Below are 19,057 nucleotides of genomic sequence, written 5' to 3'. Positions count from 1 at the left end.
GACCGGCGTGCCCGGGTGCCCGGCCCGCCGGTGGCCGAATAGGGTCGGGGAATGGCACGACCACGGCGCATCGTCCTTGTCCGGCACGGGGAATCGGAGGGCAATGCCGATGACACGGTGTACGAGCGGGAGCCCGACCACGCCCTGCGCCTGACCCGCCGGGGGCACGACGAGGCCGCGGAGGCCGGCGTACGGCTGCGCGAGCTGTTCGGCGACGAAGCCGTCAGCGCGTACGTGTCCCCCTACCGCCGGACCCTGCAGACTTTCCGGGAGCTGCGGCTGGACCCGGCCCGGGTCCGGATGCGCGAGGAGCCGAGGCTGCGCGAGCAGGACTGGGGGAACTGGCAGGACAGGGCCGACGTACGGCTGCAGAAGGCGTACCGCGACGCGTACGGGCACTTCTTCTACCGCTTCGCGCAGGGCGAGTCGGGCGCGGACGTGTACGACCGCGTCGGGTCCTTCCTGGAGAGCCTCTACCGCAGCTTCGAGGCCCCGGACCATCCACCGAACGTACTGCTCGTGACGCACGGCCTGACCATGCGGCTGTTCTGCATGCGCTGGTTCCACTGGTCGGTGGCCGAGTTCGAGGCCCTCTCCAACCCAGGGAACGGCGAATTCCGGGTGCTTCTGCTGGGTCCTGACGGCCGGTACCGGATGGACCGCCCATTTGAGCGGTGGACCACACCGGAGCCTTATGACCTGGACGGCTAGAGTGACGCGGGATGACCGCTGACTCCTCTTCCGAAAGGCGCTACGCACGCGCCATGGCCAGCCTCCGCGGGCTGGCTCTGGGTGACGCCCTGGGCTCCCAGTACTTCGTCCCCGTGAACTACCCCCTCCTCAAGCGCCGCGAGCTGCCCGCCGGCACCGAGACCTGGCAGTGGACCGACGACACCGAGATGGCCTGCTCGGTGGTCGCCGTCCTCGCCGCACACGGACGCATCGACCAGGACGCCCTGGCGAGCTCCTTCGCCCACCACCACGACTTCGACCGCGGCTACGGGCCCGCCGTGAACCGGATGCTGCGACTCGTCCGGGAGGGCGAGGACTGGCGCACGCTGGCCGCCGAGCTGTTCAACGGGCAGGGCTCGTGGGGCAACGGCGCCGCGATGCGCATCGCGCCGCTGGGCGCCTGGTACGCCGACGACCCCGAGCAGGCCACGCACCAGGCGGAAATCTCCGCCTACACCACCCACCAGCACCGCGAGGCGGTGTGCGGGGCGATGGCCGTTGCGGCGGCGGCCGCACTGGCGGCGGCTCCGGCAGGTCCCCCGAAGGCCGCCGACCTGCTGGACGGGGTGATCGCGCTGGTGCCGCGCAGCGCCGTGGGAGCGGGGCTGCGGCGGGCACGGGACATGCTGGACTACGGCGACGCGACGACGGTCGCGGCGGTACTGGGCTGCGGGCGGCGCACCAGCGCCCACGACACCGTGCCGTTCGCCCTGTGGTCGGCGGCGCGGTCGCTGGACGACTACGAGCGGGCGTTCTGGACCACGGCGCAGGTCGGCGGCGACGTCGACACGACCTGCGCGATCGTCGGCGGGGTGCTGGGGGCGCGCGGGGAGGCCGTGCTGCCCGCCGCCTGGCTGGCCCGTACGGAGGCCCTGCCGGCCTGGCTGCCGCAGACGCCGGCGCATTAGCCGACGGCGCGGTGGCCCGGGGCAGGGTGGGCTCGCAGTCCGGTCGCCGGGCCGGCGGAGCGGGCGTCCTCAGTGGGCGACATACCCCGTTCCGATTGTCACGGTCCTGCCACAGGGACCATTCCGGTATGGCTGGACCCGCACGTCACGGGCCTACCCTGTCCGCGCGCTGCCGCCTCCGTCGTGACGACGGGGGCGGCCGACAGGGGAGGGGAACCCGATGTCAGAGAACACCGACGGGGTGGCCGGGGACGCGGGCGGGGGCCCGGCCGCCGATCCGGCGCAGCAGGCTCCGGCAACGGCCGGGCCGGGCGCAGCCACCGGTCCGCCGCCAGGGCCGGCCGCAGCAGTCGCCCCGGCACAGCCTGCCGCGCCGTCGGCGGCAGGGTCTGTCACCGGACCTCCTGCCGCTGGGCCGGCCGCGGGTGTTGCGCCGGCCGGCTGGGATCCCAAGGCCTGGCGGGTCTACCAACTGCGCCAGCAGCGGGCCGAGTCCGGGGCGTGGTCCATCGCGCCGCTCGCCTGGGCCGAAGCCGCGCGGCCAGGACAGGCCGGGCCCGTGCCCACCGCCGTGCTGGTCTGCGCCGCCGTCTCCGGCATCGCCTCGGCCCTCTTCCTCGGCGACGGCCTCGGCCCCGGCCTGCTGCTCGCCGTCGTGCCCGCCGTCGCCGCCGCGTACGCCGCCGCCCGCGCGGCCCGGCGTACCGCACGCCCCTGGACCCTGGTCTGGGCGGTCGGCTGCATCGCGCTCCTCGCCGTACCCGCGCTCCGCGACGCCGGCTGGCCCTCCACCCTCGCGCTGCTCGCCGCCGTCATGCTCGGCGCACTGGCCCTGCACGGCAGCCGCACCTGGCCCGGCGTCCTGCTCAGCCCGGTCGGCTTCGTCGACGCCGCCGTGCTCGGGATCCGCTGGGCCTGGAGCGGTCTGCGCTCGCGCGGCAGCGGGGTCGACCGGAGCCGCTGGCTGCCCGTGGCCAAGGCGGCGCTGGTGGCCGTGGTCCTGCTGGTGCTCTTCGGCGCCCTCTTCGCCTCCGCCGACGCCGCCTTCGCGGACCTGCTCAGCGGGCTGACCCCCGACGTCTCCGTCGGCGACAGCCCGGTGCGCTTCCTGCTGTTCCTGCTCGGAGCCTTCCTCGCACTGGCCGCCGCCCGCGCCGCCGCGGCGCCCTCGCGCTGGGACCGGATCCGGGTGGCGCCCGGAAAGCCGCGCTCCCGTGTCGAATGGGCGCTCCCGCTCGCCGTGCTCAACCTGCTCTTCGCCGGCTTCAACGCCGTCCAGCTGGCCGTCCTGTTCGGCGGCTACGACAAGGTCCTGGAGAGCACCGGGCTCACCTACGCCGAGTACGCCCGCCAGGGCTTCTGGCAGCTGCTCTGGGCCACCCTGCTCACGCTCGCGGTGATCGCCCTCGCCCTGCGCTGGGCCCCGCGCGGCGGGGCCGGCGACCGAGGCTTCGTCCGCGTCGTCCTGGGCACGCTGTGTGCGCTGACCCTGGTGGTGGTCGCCTCCGCGCTGCGTCGGATGGACCTGTACGTGGACGCGTACGGTCTGACCCGGCTGCGCGTGTCGGTGGCCGCGATGGAGCTCTGGCTCGGGCTGGTCATCGTACTGATCATGGCTGCCGGGGTGTTCGGTGCGAGCCGGCTGCCGCGCGCGGTCGCGGGCAGCGCGGCCGTCGCCGTCCTGGCGTTCGGGCTGCTCTCCCCGGACGGGATGGTCGCCGAGAGGAACGTGGCCCGCTTCCAGCAGGACGGCAAGATCGACCTCGCGTACTTCCAGTCCCTGTCGGCGGATGCGGTGCCCGCCCTGGACCGGCTGCCCGAACCCCGCCGCTCGTGCGCCCTGCGCGGCATCAACAACGAGCTGTCGAGGCGCGGCCGGGTGCCCTGGTACGCGATGAGCCTCGGTGAGTACCGGGCCCGGCAGATCCTCCGCGAGCGCCCGGTGAAGGCCTCGTACGAGGTGTGCTCGAGCCTGGGCGCCTTCGACAGCCGCACCATCGGGTAGCCGCCCGGCGGCGGATCCGTACGAGGTCCGGCCGCGCGGGATCGTCCCCTGCGGCCGGACCTCCGTACGCCTGACCGGGCTCAGGCGGCCGGACCGGCCTCCGCGGCGGCGCCGTTGAGGGCCTCGAGGTCGCTCTTGCGCACCCGGATCACCAGCAGCGCGGTGGCCAGGGCGAGCCCGGCCATGGCGACGGCAGCCATGAACGCGGTGGAGATGCCCTGGGTGAGGACGAGGTCCCCCCAGGGGTCGGGCAGCCGCTTGGTCTCGGTGAAGGCGGCCACCTGCCCGGGATCGGCGTGGGCCATGAAGTCCGGCATCTGCTTCTCGCCCTCGCTGCGGCTGGCCGTTCCGAAGACGGTGACCAGGATCGACAGGCCGAGTGAGCCGCCGACCTGCTGGCTGGCGTTGAGCAGCCCGGACGCCGCGCCCGCCTCCCGCTGGGCGACCCCGGAGACGGCGGTGAGGGTGAGCGTCACGAAGTTCAGGCCCATGCCGAAACCGAACAGCAGCATCGGCCCGAGGACCCCGGAGACGTACGAGCTGTCGGTGCGGATGAGGGTCAGCCAGGCCAGCCCGATGCCGGTGAGGCCGGATCCGGCGACCATGAACGGCTTGGGACCGAAGCGCGGCAGGAAGCGCTGCGAAAGGCCGGCGGCGGTGACGATCGCGACGGTGACGGGCAGGAAGCCGAGCCCCGACCGGATCGGGGAGAAGCCCAGTACGTTCTGGACGAACTGGACGATGAAGAAGAACATGCCGAACATCGCGGCGGCGAGGCCGAGCATGATCAGGTAGGTGCCGGCGCGGTTGCGGTCGGCGAACATCCGCAGCGGGATGATCGGCTCGTGGGCCCGTGACTCGATGGCCACGAAGAGCGCGAGCAGGACGACGGCAGCGGCGAACGAGACGAGGGTGAGCCCGTCGCGCCAGCCGTCCTCGGAGGCGCGGATGAACCCGTAGACGAGCGAGGCCATGCCGCCGGTGGAGGTGAGGGCGCCCGCGATGTCGAACCGGCCCGGGTGGCGCTCGGACTCGGTGATGTAGAGCGGGGTGAGCACGGCGATCAGCACGCCGATCGGCACGTTGACGAAGAGCACCCAGCGCCAGTCGAGCCACTCGGTCAGCATCCCGCCGGCCAGCAGGCCGATCGCGCCGCCGCCCGCGGAGACGGCGGCGAACACCCCGAACGCCCGGTTGCGCTCGGGACCTTCGGCGAACGTGGTGGTGATCAGCGCCAGCGAGGTCGGCGAGGCGATGGCGCCGCCGACCCCCTGCAGGGCGCGGGCGGCCAGCAGTTGCCAGGGCTCCTGCGCGAAGCCGCCGAGCAGGGAGGCCAGGGTGAACAGCAGGATTCCGGTCAGGAACACGCGGCGCCGGCCGAGGATGTCGCCGGCCCGGCCGCCGAGCAGCAGGAGGCCGCCGAAGGCCAGCGTGTACGCGCTGATGACCCAGGACAGGTCGGTGGTGGAGAAGGAGAGCGCGGTCTGGATGTGCGGGAGTGCGATGTTCACGATCGTCGCGTCGAGGACGACCATCAGCTGGCACGCGGCGATGACCGTGAGCGCCACGCCCGGGCGGCCTTCCCGGCGGGCCGCGCCCGGTATCCGGGGCGTGGCGAGTTGAGAGCCTTTCACCGTGGAACCCCCCATAGTGAAATAGTGAACGCATTCGTTCACTGCGGGTCCACGGTAGGAGGACCTTGATAGTGAACGCAACCGTTCACTAAGGCTGAAAACGACGTGCGAGGGGCGCGTGGGTCGGCCGGAGGCAGAGGTGATGGTGGGTCCGCGCTGGTCAGCGACATCACCGGGGCGCAGACGGGGTCCGGAACTCGAACGGGCGATTCTCGACGCGGCCTTGGAGCAGCTGAGCACCGTCGGCTGGAACGCGCTCACCATGGAGGGAGTCGCGGCGGGCGCCCACACCGGCAAGGCGGCGGTGTACCGGCGCTGGCCCTCGAAGGCGGACCTGGTGGCCGACGTGCTGCGGACCGGGCTGCCGCCGATCGGGGAGATCGCCGACCACGGATCGATCCGGGGCGACCTCTTCCGGTTGTGTGTGCGGATGCGGGACGTGATGGAGTCGCGGGCCGGCCAGGCGCTGCGTGCCGTCCTTCACGAATGCGACCACGCCCATGCGGGCCGGTTCCATGACGTGATCCGGGCAGGGTTGCACGAGCCCGCCCACCGCTTGATCAGGGAGCTTGTCCAGCGGGGGATCGAGCGGGGAGACGTGCGACCGGATGCGACCGGGCCGTTCGTCGCCGACGTCATTCCGGCGATGATGATGTACGGCGCGAAGGTGTGCGGGAGTGAATGGAAGGATCCGGACATCGCGGAAATGATCGATCAGGTGATGGTGCCGCTGCTCAGGGCGTGAGACGCGGAACCGACTCCACCCGGGCCGGGGTGTGCAGGCGGCTCGGGGCGGCGTAACCTTGCTGGCGCCATGCCGTACGAAGCACCCACCCACACCGTCGAACGCTCCCTCCGTGCAACCACCGGTGCCAAGGTCATCGCCGGGGTCGACGAAGTCGGACGAGGGGCCTGGGCCGGTCCGGTCACCGTGTGCGCGGCGATCACCGGTCTGCGCCGGCCGCCCGCTGGGCTCACCGACTCCAAACTGCTCACCCAGAAACGACGCGACGCGCTCCTCGACGTCCTCGAGGCCTGGGTCACCGCGTACGCCCTGGGGCACGCCTCCCCGGAGGAGATCGACGAACTCGGGATGACCGCCGCCCTGCGGCTCGCCGCGGAGCGCGCCCTGGAGGCGCTGCCCGTGCGGCCCGACGCGGTGATCCTCGACGGCAAGCACGACTATCTCGGCCCGCCCTGGCGGGTTCGTACCGTGATCAAGGGCGACCAGTCCTGCGTCGCCGTCGCGGCGGCCTCGGTGATCGCCAAGGTCAGGCGCGACCGCATGATGGCCGAACTCGGTCAACAGGGCGGCGGCTGCGAGGACTTCGCCTTCGGTCACAACGCCGGATACCCCTCGCCCGTGCACCGGGCCGCGCTCGAGGAACTGGGGCCGACCCCGTACCACCGGCTCTCGTGGTCGTACCTCGACGCATTGCCCCGGTGGCGTCACCTCAAGAAGGTGCGCCGCAGCGAGGAGGCGGTGGAGCTGGAAAACGGAGGCCAACTCGGCTTCGATTTCTGATCGCACCCACGTGCCACCCGCCGGTACGTTTCGTACCGGTGTTTGATAGACATCAACTCATGCCTCTCACCCCCGAGGAGCCTCAGATTCACGAGAGTGCCCAGGGTCCCCGCGTCACGCCGGCTGCGAGCCGCACCGCGCAGACCCCCCGCCCCGTACCTGGTCCGCGTCCCGCCGCCGTGCCGCGGCCCGGACGCCCCGGTCCCTCCCCCGCAGCGGCAAGCCGCGCGGGAGGTGCTCCCAGGCCCGCCCCGCCCGCGCAGCGTGCGCCGCAGGCCACCCCCGGACCCGTTCCCGCCGCCACCACCGCACCGTCCGTCTCCGCGGCGGTGCCGCAGATCCAGCTGATCCCTGCCTCCGCCGAGGGTGCGCTGGACGCGGCCGAAGAGGCCGTGGACCTGCTGCTCGACACCGGGCGCGCGCCCGGCGACATCCTTGTGCTCACCACCGGCGACCCGCACCCGTGGGCCGCTCACGAGCTGTCCTTCGGCGAGGCCGCGTACTGGGCCCTGCACGATGCCGGGGACGACGTCTTCTACGCGGACGCGGCGCAGGCCAAGCGCGCTGCGGGCCGTCCCGTCGTGGTCTTCGCGGCCAACGGCGGACCGGCCGAGGCGACCGCCGCCGCCCTGCCGACCGCGCTGACGCGCGCCGGTGCGCTGCTCATCGTGTGCGGCGACCCCCAGCAGATCAACTCCGTGCTGGGCACGGGTGTCTGACGCCCCGTACCCCGGCGCGGTCGAGGGGCGGGGTACGGGGGTGTCCGGCGGAGCCGGCCCCACTGACGCCCGAGGCCTGACCTGCCGTACGCCCGCTCCAGGGTGTGCGGCTGTGAGGGCTGCCCGCGGACGGGCCGGTGGTACGGGTGCGGCGGGGCTCAGCGCGCGGCGGTACGGCGCAGGACCTCGGTCGCGCCGCCGCCGGTGCGCAGGGTCACCGCGGGGAACTCGGCCACGGTGTCGCCGAGGCGCTCGGGCCGCGAGTCGGAGCTGGGCCGCCGGCCGCCCCGGCCTTCGCCCAGTACCTGCCAGCCCCCGCGGGTCAGCGTGATGTACGCGCCGCAGCGCAGCCCGTGCAGGGTGCAGGCGTCCCGCAGTCCCCACATCCAGGCGCCGTCCTCCTCGGTCCACCGCTCGTCGCCCTCGCGGCAGTACAGCAGGACCGCCGTCCGCACCGGGGTCCGGCGGCGCAGGTCGTGCGGGAGGACCCGGCGCAGGGCGGCGAGCAGGGCGTTGCGGTACTCCCAGCCGTCGGCCGAGGCCGAGCGCTGGACGAACGAGGCGCTCGCGACGAGCTGTTCCTCGGGGCCGAGGACGGCGATCACCGCGGTCGAGGGCACCGGACCGTGCCGGGAGTGCAGCCCGCTGACCACCTCGCGCGGATTGCGCAGGAGGGGGATGCCCGCCGATGTCCACTCGGCGGGTTCCAGCAGTCGGCCGTGCCGGCTGGCGCCGCCGGCTGCCAGTGTCAGGGACGTGGTCGAGGGCGGGGCGAATCCGAAGGTCACGGTCCTCCCTTCGGGTACACGCCCGCGGACGGGCACAGCTGGAGTGCGGGCACGCCGCGGCGCGGCCCCAAAGAGCGCCGTCGAGCCGAGCGGGAGCACTCCGATTCTCGCGTGGCCCGTGAGCATGCGGCAACGAGCAATTGGCGCCGCCGACCGGAATTCGCCGGTATGCCGTTCATATCCTTGCCCCGTCACACCGAAGATGACTCATTCGGCGACGGCCGAAGCGCCAGTACCAGCGGAAACACTTGCTTCGGGCCAGACTCGACGGCGGCGCCGGGGTCCCGGTCCAGCCCCGGTGGAGGCATGCTCCCCGGCGCGGGCCGATCGCGCCGCACGACGCGCAGGCCGTCCGTGACTCGATCGTCACGTTGGGTGAATTGGCCGATTGTCCGTGCCATCCGGTTGCATGGGGGCATGGACAACCTGGAGCTCCGCACCGAAGCCGATGCCGTCCTCGCCGAGCTCGTGGGCGCGCCGGGAGGTTCGGCGCGGCTGCGGGAGGACCAGTGGCAGGCGGTGGCGGCCCTGGTGGAGGAGCGCCGGCGGGCCCTGGTGGTGCAGCGCACCGGCTGGGGCAAGTCGGCGGTGTACTTCGTCGCCACCGCCCTGCTGCGACGGCGCGGATCTGGCCCCACGGTGATCATTTCGCCGCTGCTGGCGCTGATGCGCAACCAGGTCGAGGCGGCGGCGCGGGCCGGCATCCAGGCGCGCACCATCAACTCGGCCAACCCGGAGGAGTGGGACACGATCTACGAGGAGGTCGAGCGCGGCGAGACCGACGTCCTCCTCGTCAGCCCGGAACGCCTCAACTCCGTGGACTTCCGCGAGCAGGTGCTGCCCAAGCTCGCGGCCACCACCGGTCTGCTGGTGGTCGACGAGGCCCACTGCATCTCCGACTGGGGCCACGACTTCCGCCCCGACTACCGCCGGCTGCGGGCCATGCTCGGTGACCTCGCCCCCGGTGTGCCCGTCCTGGCCACCACCGCGACCGCCAATGCCCGGGTCACCGCGGACGTGGCGGAGCAGCTGGGTACGGGCGCCGGCGAGGCCCTGGTGCTGCGCGGCCCGCTGGACCGCGAGAGCCTGCGGCTGGGCGTGGTGCAGCTGCCGGACGCCGCGCACCGCCTGGCCTGGCTCGCCGAGCACCTGGACGAGCTGCCCGGCTCGGGGATCATCTACACGCTGACCGTGGCCGCAGCCGAGGAGGCCGCCGCCTTCCTGCGGCAGCGCGGCTTCCCGGTGGCCTCGTACACGGGGAAGACGGAGAACGCCGACCGGCTGCAGGCCGAGGTCGACCTGATGGAGAACCGGGTCAAGGCGCTGGTCGCGACGTCGGCGCTGGGCATGGGCTTCGACAAGCCCGACCTGGGCTTCGTGATCCACCTCGGCTCGCCGTCCTCGCCGATCGCCTACTACCAGCAGGTCGGCCGCGCCGGGCGCGGTGTGGAACACGCCGAGGTGCTGCTGCTGCCCGGCAAGGAGGACGAGGCGATCTGGCGCTACTTCGCCGATACCGCCTTCCCGCCCGAGGCCCAGGTACGGCAGACCCTGTCGGCCCTGGCCGATGCGGGACGGCCGCTGTCCGTACCGGCGCTGGAAGCGGCGGTGGAGCTCCGGCGCACGCGGCTGGAGACCATGCTCAAGGTGCTCGACGTCGACGGCGCGGTCAAGCGGGTGAAGGGCGGCTGGACCTCGACCGGCCGGGAGTGGACGTACGACTCCGAGCGGTACGCGTGGGTCGCCCGCCAGCGGGCCGCCGAGCAGCAGGCCATGCGCGACTACGTGGGCACGTCCGGCTGCCGCATGGAGTTCCTGCGCCGGCAGCTGGACGACGAGGGGGCGGCCCCCTGCGGCCGGTGCGACAACTGCGCCGGCGCCTGGGCCGATTCCTCCGTGTCGGCGGAGACGCTGAGCGGGGCGGCGAAGGAGCTGGACCGCCCGGGGGTGGAGGTCGAGCCGCGCCGGATGTGGCCGACGGGCATGCCCGCACTGGGCATCAACCTCAAGGGACGCATCCCGGCCGGCGAGCAGTGCTCCACCGGGCGGGCCCTGGGCCGGCTCTCGGACATCGGCTGGGGCAACCGGCTGCGCCCCCTGCTGGCCGAGAACGCGCCCGACGGGCCGGTTCCCGACGAGGTCCTGCACGCCGCGGTCGCCGTCCTCGCCGACTGGGCGCGCTCTGCGGGCGGCTGGGCACCCGATGTCCCGGACGCCTCCCCCCGGCCCGTGGGCGTCGTCGCCGTCCCGTCCCTCGCCCGCCCGCAGCTCGTCGGCTCCCTCGCGGAGGGGATCGCGAACATCGGTCGCCTTCCGTACCTGGGCACCTTGACCTACACCGGACCGGGTGGCGCGCACGCGGCACGCCGCAGCAACTCCGCCCAGCGCCTCAGGGCGCTGGCCGACGCCTTCGCCGTATCCGAGGAACTGGCCGGCGCCCTGGCGCAGGCACCCGGCCCCGTCCTCCTCGTCGACGACTACTCCGACTCCGGCTGGACCCTGGCGGTGGCTGCCCGCCTGCTGCGCCAGGCGGGCGGCGGGCCGGTCCTTCCGCTGATCCTCGCGACGGCAGGCTGAACGTCGCCCCCGCAGCCGGCACTCCGCGGCGGAGCCGGCTGCACCCCGCAACCGGGTCATGCCGGTCCCCGGACGGGCGCGAGGTCCGTGTCGCGGCGCGCGGTCGCCAACGGGCGGCCGTCTTGCCGTCCTTGGCGAACTGGTCCGCGCGCTGGCATCGGCGAGCTCCTGCACCTGGTCCGGCGCACCGCCGAGACCCATCCGGCCCACGCGTACCGTGAGCCGGGCGTTCGTCGGCGCGCAGAACTCCCGCCCCCGGGCGGAGTCGACGGTGCGGGCGTGAGCCGGTGGTCTGCGTTCATGCCCCCATGCAACGCGATGGTTCCGGCATCGCGCCAACGGCACCGTGAACCTGTGGATGTTGAACGATCAATGGTTATCCACAGGGGTTTCGGGATCCGATCGTCCGCGGGACCGTCGGGGCATGACGAACGACCGCGAACCGCGCACCCCGTCCGACCGGCCCTCCATCAGCCCGTCCGGACCGCCCCTCGACCCTCGGATCACCCTGTGCAGTCCGGCCGAACTGGCCGACGCACTGCCCTACATGCTCGGATTCCACCCCACCGACTCCCTCGTCATGGTCACCGTGCACGGCGAAGGCGGCCGCTTCGGCGGCCGGCTCCGCGTCGGCATCCCCTCGGCCCCTGCTGAATGGGAGGACACCGCCCGGCAGGTCGCCGACTGCCTGATCCGCGGCAGCGAACGGCGCGGCGACAAGCCCGACGGCATCGTCGTCTTCCTCTGCCAGGACCCGGCAGACGGCGAGAGCGGCCAGCGCGTGATGACCCGGCTGCGGCCGCTGGCCCAACGCATCCGGCTGGCCTGCGGCGCGCTCGACGTGCCCGTGATGGAGGCGCTCTGCATCTCCGCAGGCCGGTACTGGTCCTACTGCTGCCCGGACGAGCGGTGCTGCCCGGCCGAGGGCAGCCCGCTGGCCGCGACCGGCACGTCGGTGATGGCGGCGACGGCCACCTTCGCCGGACTCCAGGTCAGGGGCTCCCTGCGGGAGATCGAGGGCCGGCTGGCACCGCTGCGCGGCGGTGCGGCGGTGGAGATGGAGCGGGCCCTGGACCGGGCGGCCGCAGTCCTCGTACCGAGGATCCTCAACGGGGCCACCCAGCAGGAGGTCGGTGCGGAGACCGTCACGCTGGCCCGCACCCTGATGCGGCGGATGACCCTCGCCCCGCCCGTCGAGGGCGGCCCCGGAGCCGACGAGTGGGACGACGCCCTGCTCGGCGACGACGAGGCCGCCACCGTGATCCTCGGCCTCCAGGACCGCGAGATCCGGGACGTCGCGGCCGAATGGATGGAGGGCGAGGAAGCGGCCCCCGCCCTGCGGCTGTGGCGGGCGCTGGCCCGCCGCTGCGTCGGGGCCTACGGGGAGCACGCCGCGGCCCCGCTCACCCTCGCCGGCTGGGTCTCGTGGTCCACCGGCGACGAGCCGACCGCCCGGATCGCCCTCGGGCTGGCCCTGCGGGCCGATGCCGAATATCGCTTCGCCCAGTTGCTCCACCACGCCTGCAACGAGGGCATCGACCCGGAGGGGCTGCGGGCCTGCCTGCGGGCGGAGCGGCGGCGCCGGGAACCCCGCCGCAAGCGTGCGGCGGCCACCACCCGCCCTCCGGGCCGCCGGGAGGCACGGCCCCGCCGCGAGACCCACCGCACCGCGGGGAGCGAACAGTGAGCCGGGACCGGGTCAGGGGCCGGGGTGCGGGCCCGGGGCCGAGCGGAGGGAATCGCCTGCGGCGGATCCGCAGCGCTGCGATCACCGCCCTGCGGCGACGACTGCGTCACCGGCACGGCCCAGTACGGGCGCAGCCGCCCCCGGGGCCCGTGACCCGGGCGGGGGCGGGGGCGTTCCCCTGGAGGGTGGCGGGGGCCCGGCCGCGCCGCCCAGCGAAACCGGCCGGAGCGCAGACAGCCCAGACAAGGCGACCCATGGCCCACTCCGTACCGCCCGCCCGCAGGACCACCGAGTTGCCGCCCGTGCACGGCGCCGTCATCTGTGTCGCCGCGCCCTGCCTGGTCATCTCGCCGGAACACGGCCAGCTGACCGGGCGGGGGATCGACGGGATCTACCGCTCCGGGCGCAGGCTGCTGTCCCGCTGCGTGCTCCGGGTCGGCGGCCGCGACCCGGTCGCCGTCCAGGGGCGCAGCCTCGGCTCCGACCGGGCCGCCTTCACCGCGACCGTCCGCACCGGGGCCGAAGCCGGCCCCGACCCCGACATCGGCGTGGAACGGGTCCGGCACGCTGACGGCACCGAGCGGATCACCCTGCGCAGTTTCGCGGCCCGGCCGATGCGCCTCCCGGTGGAGGTGTCGCTCGGCACCGACCTGGCGGAGCTCGCCGCGGTGGCCGCCGGCCGGACCGGGCCCGAACTGCCGGCCGGGGTGCATGCCGCCGGGCTGCGCTGGAGCACCGGGGAGGCGCAGGCCGTCACCGCGGCCGAGCCGGCCCCGGACGACGCCCTCGCCTCGGCGGGACTGCTGCGCTGGCAACTCGAGCTGGGGCCGGGGGAGTCCCGCACCATCGAGCTGCGGACCACGCAGGACCGCGCGGAGCGGGCCCCGGCCGGGCAGGTGGCCAATCCGCTGGCCGACGGCCGGGCCGAGGGGGACGACCCGCGGGTCGAGGCCTGGTTCCGCACCAGCGTCGAAGACCTCGGCGCGCTGCTGATGCGGGACCGAGAGGAGCCTGGGGACGCGTTCGCCGCGGCCGGGGTGCCTTGGCGGCTCGGGCTGGCTCCGGCGGAGTCCCTCTGGGCCGCCCGGATGGCACTGCCGCTCGGGACCGGGCTCGCCGCGGCCACCCTGCGCACCCTCGCCCGGACCCAGACCGCAGGCCGCGGCCCCGACGCCGGGAAGATCCCGGGGCCGCTGCGCGGGGCGGGCCCGCAGCTGCCGCCGGGGTGCACCGGCACCGAAGCGACCCTCGCCTTCCCGGCGGTGCTCGCCGAGGCCCGGCGCTGGGGGATGCCCGAGGAGGAGGTCGCCCGGCTCCTCCCCGCGGCCGAGCGGTGCCTGGAGTGGCTGCGCGGCGCCCTGGGGCAGGACGGGTTCCTGGCCGATCCCGATCCCGGTCCGCGCCGCTGCGAGACCCAGGCCCACGCCCACCGGGCAGCGCTGCTCGGGGCCGACCTGCTCGCCGGATGCGGGCGGACCGGCGCCGAGGAGTGGCGGGAGTGGGCGGCCGCGCTGCGGGAGCGGTTCCGGGCGGCGTTCTGGATCGACGGCCCGGACGGCGGGCGGCCCGCAGCGGCCCTGCACCCCGACGGGCGGCCGCTGCCCCGGCTGACGGGGGCCGCCGCCCACCTCCTGGACACCGGGCTGCTGGGCGGCGGCCGGCTCGCCCCGGGGCTGCTGGACCGGGTCCGCACCGAACAGCTCGCCCGCCTCCTCGGGGCCCCCGCCATGGATTCCGGATGGGGGCTGCGCAGCATGGCGTTCCGCGAGCCGGGCCACAACCCCTTCGGCCACCGCTCGGGCGCGGTGCGGGCGTACGACAGCGCCGTGGCGGTCGCCGGGCTGGCCCAGGCCGGTTTCGAGAAGGAGGCCGCCGGACTCCTGCGCGGCCTGCTGGATGCCGCGGAGAGCTTCGGGTACCGGCTGCCGGAGATGTACGCCGCCGAGCAGCGCACGGTGGGCAGCGCCCCGCTTCCGCACCCGGCGGCCTGCCGCCCCGCGGCGGTGGCCGCGGCCGCCGGGGTCCATGCCCTGACCGCCCTCGCCGGGATCCGCCCCGACGCCCCCGCGGGCACGGTCGCACTGGTCCCGCTGCCCGGCGCTCCCCTGGGCGCTCTCCGCTTCTGCGGCCTGCGGGTATCGGGGCAGCCGTTCGCCGCCCGGATCAGCCGGCTCGGCCTCGCCATGGTGGAGGAGGCGGCCGATGCGCTCCAACTGGGCGGTTAGGCCGTCCCTTTCGGATCACGCCCGGCTCCCGGCACCTGGGGGGTGTCCGGCGATCGTCGCCTTCGGGATCACGAAAGCTCTGTTTATCGTCAGGCAGACGACTATGATCGCGGCATGTCGCCCTACGACCCGTCGGCCTATCCGCCCTTCGCTGTCACCGTCGACCTGGTCGTGCTCACCGTGCGGCGTCACGCGCTCTGTGCGCTGGTCGTCCGGCGGGGTGAGCAGCCGTTCCAGGGACGCTGGGCGCTGCCCGGCGGCTTCGTGCGCGGAGACGAGGACCTGGCCGCGGCAGCGGCCAGGGAGCTCTCCGAGGAAACGGGCCTGTGCGCCCACGATCCGGCCGAGCCGGGCGCGGGCAACGGGGCGCACCTCGAACAGCTGGCCACGTACGGGGATCCGAAGCGGGATCCGCGCATGCGCGTCGTCAGCGTGGCGCATCTGGTCCTGGCTCCGGACCTGCCCGCGCCCCGGGCGGGCGGAGACGCCAACAGCGCGCGCTGGGCTCCCGTCGACGAGCTGCTGGCCGTCGAGGACGAGGCGGCCTCGGGGCTGGCCTTCGACCACGCCCGGATCCTCGCCGACGGCGTGGAGCGGGCCCGCTCCAAGATCGAGTACTCCTCGCTGGCCACTGCGTTCTGCCCGCCCGCCTTCACCGTCGGCGAGCTGCGCCGGGTCTACGAGGCCGTATGGGGCGTGGCCCTCGACCCCCGCAACTTCCACCGCAAGGTCACCGGGACCCCCGGGTTCCTGGTGCCGGCCGGGGGGACGACGACCCGTCAGGGCGGTCGGCCCGCCCAGCTGTTCCGGGCCGGCGGGGCGACCCTGCTCAACCCGCCCATGCTGCGTCCGGAAGTCTGAGGCCCCGCCACCCGCACGATCACGGCCGTCGTCGACACGGCCGCAAACAAGCCCTGGTTGCGCCGAAAATCGGACATATCGCGTTATCTTGTTGGCGGTACTCACGCTGCCGCAGAGCGGTCTCACCCCCCGCGAGAGAAGCGATGCTCCAGGCCATCGGACTCACCAGCACACCCCGTCGAGACCTCCCGCCCCTCGTGGACGACCTCACCTTCGAGGCCCGCCCGGGGACCGTGACCGCCCTCCTCGGCGAACCGGGATCGGGCAAGACCACCGCACTGCGGCTCATGCTCGAACTCGAACCGGGCCGCGGCGTCACCTACTTCCGCGGACGCCCGCTGCACCGGATCCCGCATCCCGCCCGTGAGGTCGGCGTGCTGCTCGGCGACGTCCCCGGCAACCCGGCGCGCACCGTCCGGGGCCAGCTGCGGATGCTCTGCGCCGCCGCCGGGGTGCCGGCCTCCCGGGCCGACACCATGCTGGAGGTCGTCGGCATCGCGGGCCTGCGCGACCAGCGCCTCGGCTCGCTCTCGCTCGGCATGGACCGCCGGCTGGCGCTGGCCGCGGCGCTGCTCGCCGATCCGTGCACGTTGCTCCTCGACGAGCCCGCCGCCGGACTCTCCCCCCGCGAACGCGGCTGGCTGCACGGGCTGCTGCGCGGGCACGCCTCCCTCGGCGGCGCGGTGCTCTTCACCACCGACGACGCGAAGGAGGCCGCCCGCCACGCGGACCGGGTCGTGAGCATCGAGGGGGGCCGGCTCGTCGCCGACCAGGACGCGGTCGAGTTCGCCCGCACCCGGCTCCGGCCGCGGGTCGCCGTGCGCAGCCCGCACGCCGCCCGGCTGGCCGACGTACTCGGCCGCGAGGCCCGGGACGCCCAGCGCGCGGTGGAGATCGTCGAGGAGTCCGGCAGCCGCCTGTCGGTGTACGGCAGCAGCTGCGCGGAGGTCGGCGAAGCGGCGTTCCGGCACGGTGTGCTGGTCCACCAGCTCGCCGACGAGACCGGGGACGCCGGCGCGCCCTGCCAGCCCGTACCGCAGGCGCGCACCGAGCCGGGCACGGATCCGGCGGGCACTGCCGCCCCGGCCGAAGCCGGGCCCCTGCCCGCCCCGGGCGGCAGCCGGGCGGCTGCCGGCGGCGGGATCCCCTCCTCTGCGCTACGCCGGGTCGGAGGGCCGCTGCGGCCGCTGCGCTACGAGCTGCGCCGGGTCTTCGGTACCGCCGTGCCCGTCCTCACCGCGGCCGTCGTCGTCGCCGTCTCCGCCGTCACCGCCCTGGTGCTGGCCCGGGCCGGCGGCACCCCGCAGAACCGGCTGCTCGCCGCCTGGCCGGAGCTGTTGCCCCTGCCCCCCGCCGCCCTCGGCGCGGGACTGCTCGGCGCCCTGGCCTTCGGTGAGGAGTACCGCTATCCCGTGCTCGCCGCCGACCGCGGCACCGTGCCGCGCCGGATGGGCCTGCTCGCCGCCAAACTGGCCGTCTGCGCGGGCCTCGCCCTGGTGTTCGGTGCGCTCGCCGTCACCGCCGACGCCGCCGCCCTGAAGCTCGTCTTCGACCGCGGCCCGCTGCGCACCCCCGCGGAATGGGTCTCCCCGGCCGCGAGTTGGGCCGGTCTGCTCATCGGCTGCGCCTGGGCGGGCGTGCTGGCCTCCGGCGTCTTCCGGTCGGCCACCGCCGGCCTGGCTGCCGTGCTCGCCGTCCCGGTCATGGTCGTCCCGCTCGTCCGCAAGGCGCTGGACGGTCCGTCCGCGTACCCGGCGGGCGGACTCGCGGCCCGGCTGCGCGGACTGGCCTGGGCGCAGTGGCCCCCGGAGGCGGACCGCCTGGTCCTGGGGGCCTTGCGGGTGATGGCCCAACCCGTCGCCACCGCGCTGGTGTTGTCGCTGATGGTCCTGTTGTGCGCCTATGGGTTCACAGGACTGCGCAGCCGCGTCCGTTGGTAACGGACCGTTCGTGATCGTTCCGCTGCCGCAGAATGTCTCGACGGGACCGATCCGGCCCACATCACGCGAACCGGACCACAACTCCCCCCAAAGGGCCCGGTTCTTTACGATAAGTCGTCAATTGCGTAGGTGGCACCGATCACCCTTTCGTGTGCTTTTCACCAAAGACCTCAAGGGTCATCGAGGCAAGGCCGACAAAGGATTCGTGAGTACCCTTGCGCACACCATGATGACCGCCGCCCGCCATGCCGACTCCGGCCTCGCCGGCCCGGGCGAACTCGACCGCTACCCCTACGCGGAAGCCTCCGGGACCGACCGCGTCGGAGCCCCCCACTGGGACGGCGCCGACGTCGAGTTGAGCCGGGTCGGCCGCCGCGCGGCGGGCAGCCGCGGCCGCGGACTGCACGGCCAACTCGTCCAGCAGCTCGGCCAGATGATCGTCTCCGGCGACCTGGGTGCCGACCGCCCGCTGGTCCCCGAGGAGATCGGCCAGCGCTTCGAGGTCTCCCGCACGGTGGTCCGCGAATCGCTGCGCGTGCTGGAGGCCAAGGGCCTCGTCAGCGCCCGCCCCAACGTCGGCACCCGCGTCCGGCCGGTCGCCGACTGGAACCTGCTCGACCCCGACATCATCGAGTGGCGTGCCTTCGGCCCCCAGCGCGACGACCAGCGCCGCGAGCTCAACGAGCTCCGCTGGACCATCGAGCCGCTCGCCGCCCGCCTCGCCGCCGGCCACGGCCGCCCGGACATCCAGCAGCGCCTCGCCGACATGGTCGAGATCATGGGCCACGCCCTCGGCCAGGGCGACGCGATCACCTTCGCGCGCGCCGACAACGAGTTCCACGCGCTCCTCATCCAGGTCGCGGGCAACCGCATGCTGGAGCACCTCTCCGGCATCGTCTCCTCCGCGCTCCAGGTCTCGGGGAGCCCCGTCACCGCCTGCGACCGCCCCAGCGAGGCGTGCGTCGCGCACCACGCGCGGATCGTCGAGGCCCTCGCCGCCGGGGACGCGACGGGTGCCGAGAACGCCATGCGCCAGCTCCTGATGGTGCATCCGGAGGTCGAGCGCGTGGTCCCCGCCCCGCGCGAGCACTGACGGGCTTACGAACGGCGGCGCGGGAGTACTCGCACGTGCCGCCGGAGGGCGTTGGCGGTGGCGCCGACGCCCTGGAGGTACCCGGGACGCAGTCCGGTGGGGGTACCTCCTGGCGGAGACCGGGGGAGACGGCCCGGCGACACCGGCGTGCGCAGGCCTTCGACCGCGGGTCGGCGGACACGGGCCCCGGCGGGGCCGACCCCGAACCACCGTCGGCGACCTCGTGCGACGGCATCCGGCCGCGTCCGGCGCGCGTGTACGACCGTATGACCGGCATCGTGGCAATCGGGGTGTGACTCGGGCCACGAAGAATTGGGCGTAACACTCCGCGAGGTCAAACGATGACCTAGAGAGGTGATGGCC

At 74.3% G+C, this 19,057-nt stretch carries 14 protein-coding genes; 12 read left to right on the top strand and 2 right to left on the bottom strand.

What is annotated here, in order from left to right; genetic code table 11:
* The first annotated feature begins 51 nt into the window (after nucleotides 1–51).
* The 3 genes from ACFYXK_RS09160 (at nucleotide 52) to ACFYXK_RS09150 (ending at nucleotide 3,645) form a co-directional block, all read left to right on the top strand.
* On the top strand, nucleotides 52–711 hold the full coding sequence (locus tag ACFYXK_RS09160) for a histidine phosphatase family protein (RefSeq protein ID WP_389410502.1): 660 nt from the start codon (nucleotides 52–54) through the stop codon (nucleotides 709–711).
* 11 nt (nucleotides 712–722) lie between these two features.
* On the top strand, nucleotides 723–1,640 hold the full coding sequence (locus ACFYXK_RS09155; RefSeq protein ID WP_389410501.1) for an ADP-ribosylglycohydrolase family protein: 918 nt from the start codon (nucleotides 723–725) through the stop codon (nucleotides 1,638–1,640).
* 220 nt (nucleotides 1,641–1,860) lie between these two features.
* The gene (locus ACFYXK_RS09150) at nucleotides 1,861–3,645 is read left to right on the top strand and encodes a DUF4153 domain-containing protein (RefSeq protein ID WP_389410500.1); all 1,785 of its coding nucleotides are present in this window, start codon (nucleotides 1,861–1,863) and stop codon (nucleotides 3,643–3,645) included.
* 80 nt (nucleotides 3,646–3,725) lie between these two features.
* On the opposite strand, the gene ACFYXK_RS09145 is transcribed toward ACFYXK_RS09150, so the two are convergent.
* Nucleotides 3,726–5,294 carry an MFS transporter gene (locus tag ACFYXK_RS09145; protein WP_389410499.1) on the bottom strand — a complete coding sequence of 523 codons (1,569 nt, stop codon included), beginning with the start codon at nucleotides 5,292–5,294 and terminating at the stop codon, nucleotides 3,726–3,728.
* Nucleotides 5,295–5,421: 127 nt separating this feature from the next.
* Here ACFYXK_RS09145 and ACFYXK_RS09140 point away from each other — a divergent pair, with 127 nt between their 5' ends.
* The 3 genes from ACFYXK_RS09140 (at nucleotide 5,422) to ACFYXK_RS09130 (ending at nucleotide 7,523) form a co-directional block, all read left to right on the top strand.
* The gene (locus ACFYXK_RS09140; RefSeq protein WP_389410498.1) at nucleotides 5,422–6,024 is read left to right on the top strand and encodes a TetR/AcrR family transcriptional regulator; all 603 of its coding nucleotides are present in this window, start codon (nucleotides 5,422–5,424) and stop codon (nucleotides 6,022–6,024) included.
* A gap of 69 nt (nucleotides 6,025–6,093) precedes the next feature.
* A complete protein-coding gene (locus ACFYXK_RS09135; RefSeq protein ID WP_383509517.1) occupies nucleotides 6,094–6,804 on the top strand; it encodes a ribonuclease HII in 711 nt (236 codons plus the stop codon).
* 59 nt (nucleotides 6,805–6,863) lie between these two features.
* The gene (locus ACFYXK_RS09130; RefSeq protein ID WP_389410497.1) at nucleotides 6,864–7,523 is read left to right on the top strand and encodes a hypothetical protein; all 660 of its coding nucleotides are present in this window, start codon (nucleotides 6,864–6,866) and stop codon (nucleotides 7,521–7,523) included.
* A 158-nt stretch (nucleotides 7,524–7,681) separates the two neighbouring features.
* On the opposite strand, the gene ACFYXK_RS09125 is transcribed toward ACFYXK_RS09130, so the two are convergent.
* Nucleotides 7,682–8,311 carry a hypothetical protein gene (locus ACFYXK_RS09125; protein ID WP_389410496.1) on the bottom strand — a complete coding sequence of 210 codons (630 nt, stop codon included), beginning with the start codon at nucleotides 8,309–8,311 and terminating at the stop codon, nucleotides 7,682–7,684.
* A gap of 417 nt (nucleotides 8,312–8,728) precedes the next feature.
* Between ACFYXK_RS09125 and ACFYXK_RS09120 the strand changes: the two genes are divergently transcribed.
* The 6 genes from ACFYXK_RS09120 to ACFYXK_RS09095 all read left to right on the top strand — a co-directional run bounded on the left by ACFYXK_RS09120 (nucleotide 8,729) and on the right by ACFYXK_RS09095 (nucleotide 18,694).
* Nucleotides 8,729–10,888 carry a RecQ family ATP-dependent DNA helicase gene (locus ACFYXK_RS09120; protein ID WP_389410495.1) on the top strand — a complete coding sequence of 720 codons (2,160 nt, stop codon included), beginning with the start codon at nucleotides 8,729–8,731 and terminating at the stop codon, nucleotides 10,886–10,888.
* Between the two features lie 424 nt (nucleotides 10,889–11,312).
* Nucleotides 11,313–12,575: a DUF4192 domain-containing protein gene (locus tag ACFYXK_RS09115; protein WP_389410494.1), complete on the top strand. Its 1,263-nt coding sequence runs from the start codon at nucleotides 11,313–11,315 to the stop codon at nucleotides 12,573–12,575.
* A gap of 254 nt (nucleotides 12,576–12,829) precedes the next feature.
* Complete coding sequence (locus ACFYXK_RS09110; RefSeq protein ID WP_389410493.1) at nucleotides 12,830–14,800, top strand: glycogen debranching N-terminal domain-containing protein; 1,971 nt, start codon at nucleotides 12,830–12,832, stop codon at nucleotides 14,798–14,800.
* A gap of 114 nt (nucleotides 14,801–14,914) precedes the next feature.
* Nucleotides 14,915–15,661 (top strand): NUDIX domain-containing protein, encoded by a 747-nt coding sequence (locus ACFYXK_RS09105; RefSeq protein ID WP_266663008.1) that lies wholly within the window; start codon nucleotides 14,915–14,917, stop codon nucleotides 15,659–15,661.
* A 143-nt stretch (nucleotides 15,662–15,804) separates the two neighbouring features.
* Nucleotides 15,805–17,601 (top strand): ATP-binding cassette domain-containing protein, encoded by a 1,797-nt coding sequence (locus ACFYXK_RS09100; protein ID WP_389410492.1) that lies wholly within the window; start codon nucleotides 15,805–15,807, stop codon nucleotides 17,599–17,601.
* A 151-nt stretch (nucleotides 17,602–17,752) separates the two neighbouring features.
* Complete coding sequence (locus ACFYXK_RS09095) at nucleotides 17,753–18,694, top strand: FadR/GntR family transcriptional regulator (RefSeq protein ID WP_383509497.1); 942 nt, start codon at nucleotides 17,753–17,755, stop codon at nucleotides 18,692–18,694.
* The last annotated feature ends 363 nt before the right edge of the window (nucleotides 18,695–19,057 follow it).

This window comes from Streptomyces sp. NPDC002209 (genome assembly GCF_042890265.1).
Classification (GTDB): Bacteria; Actinomycetota; Actinomycetes; order Streptomycetales; family Streptomycetaceae; genus Streptomyces.
The sequence above is the reverse complement of the archived record's forward strand: the minus strand, read 5'-3'. Positions and strand labels throughout refer to the sequence as shown.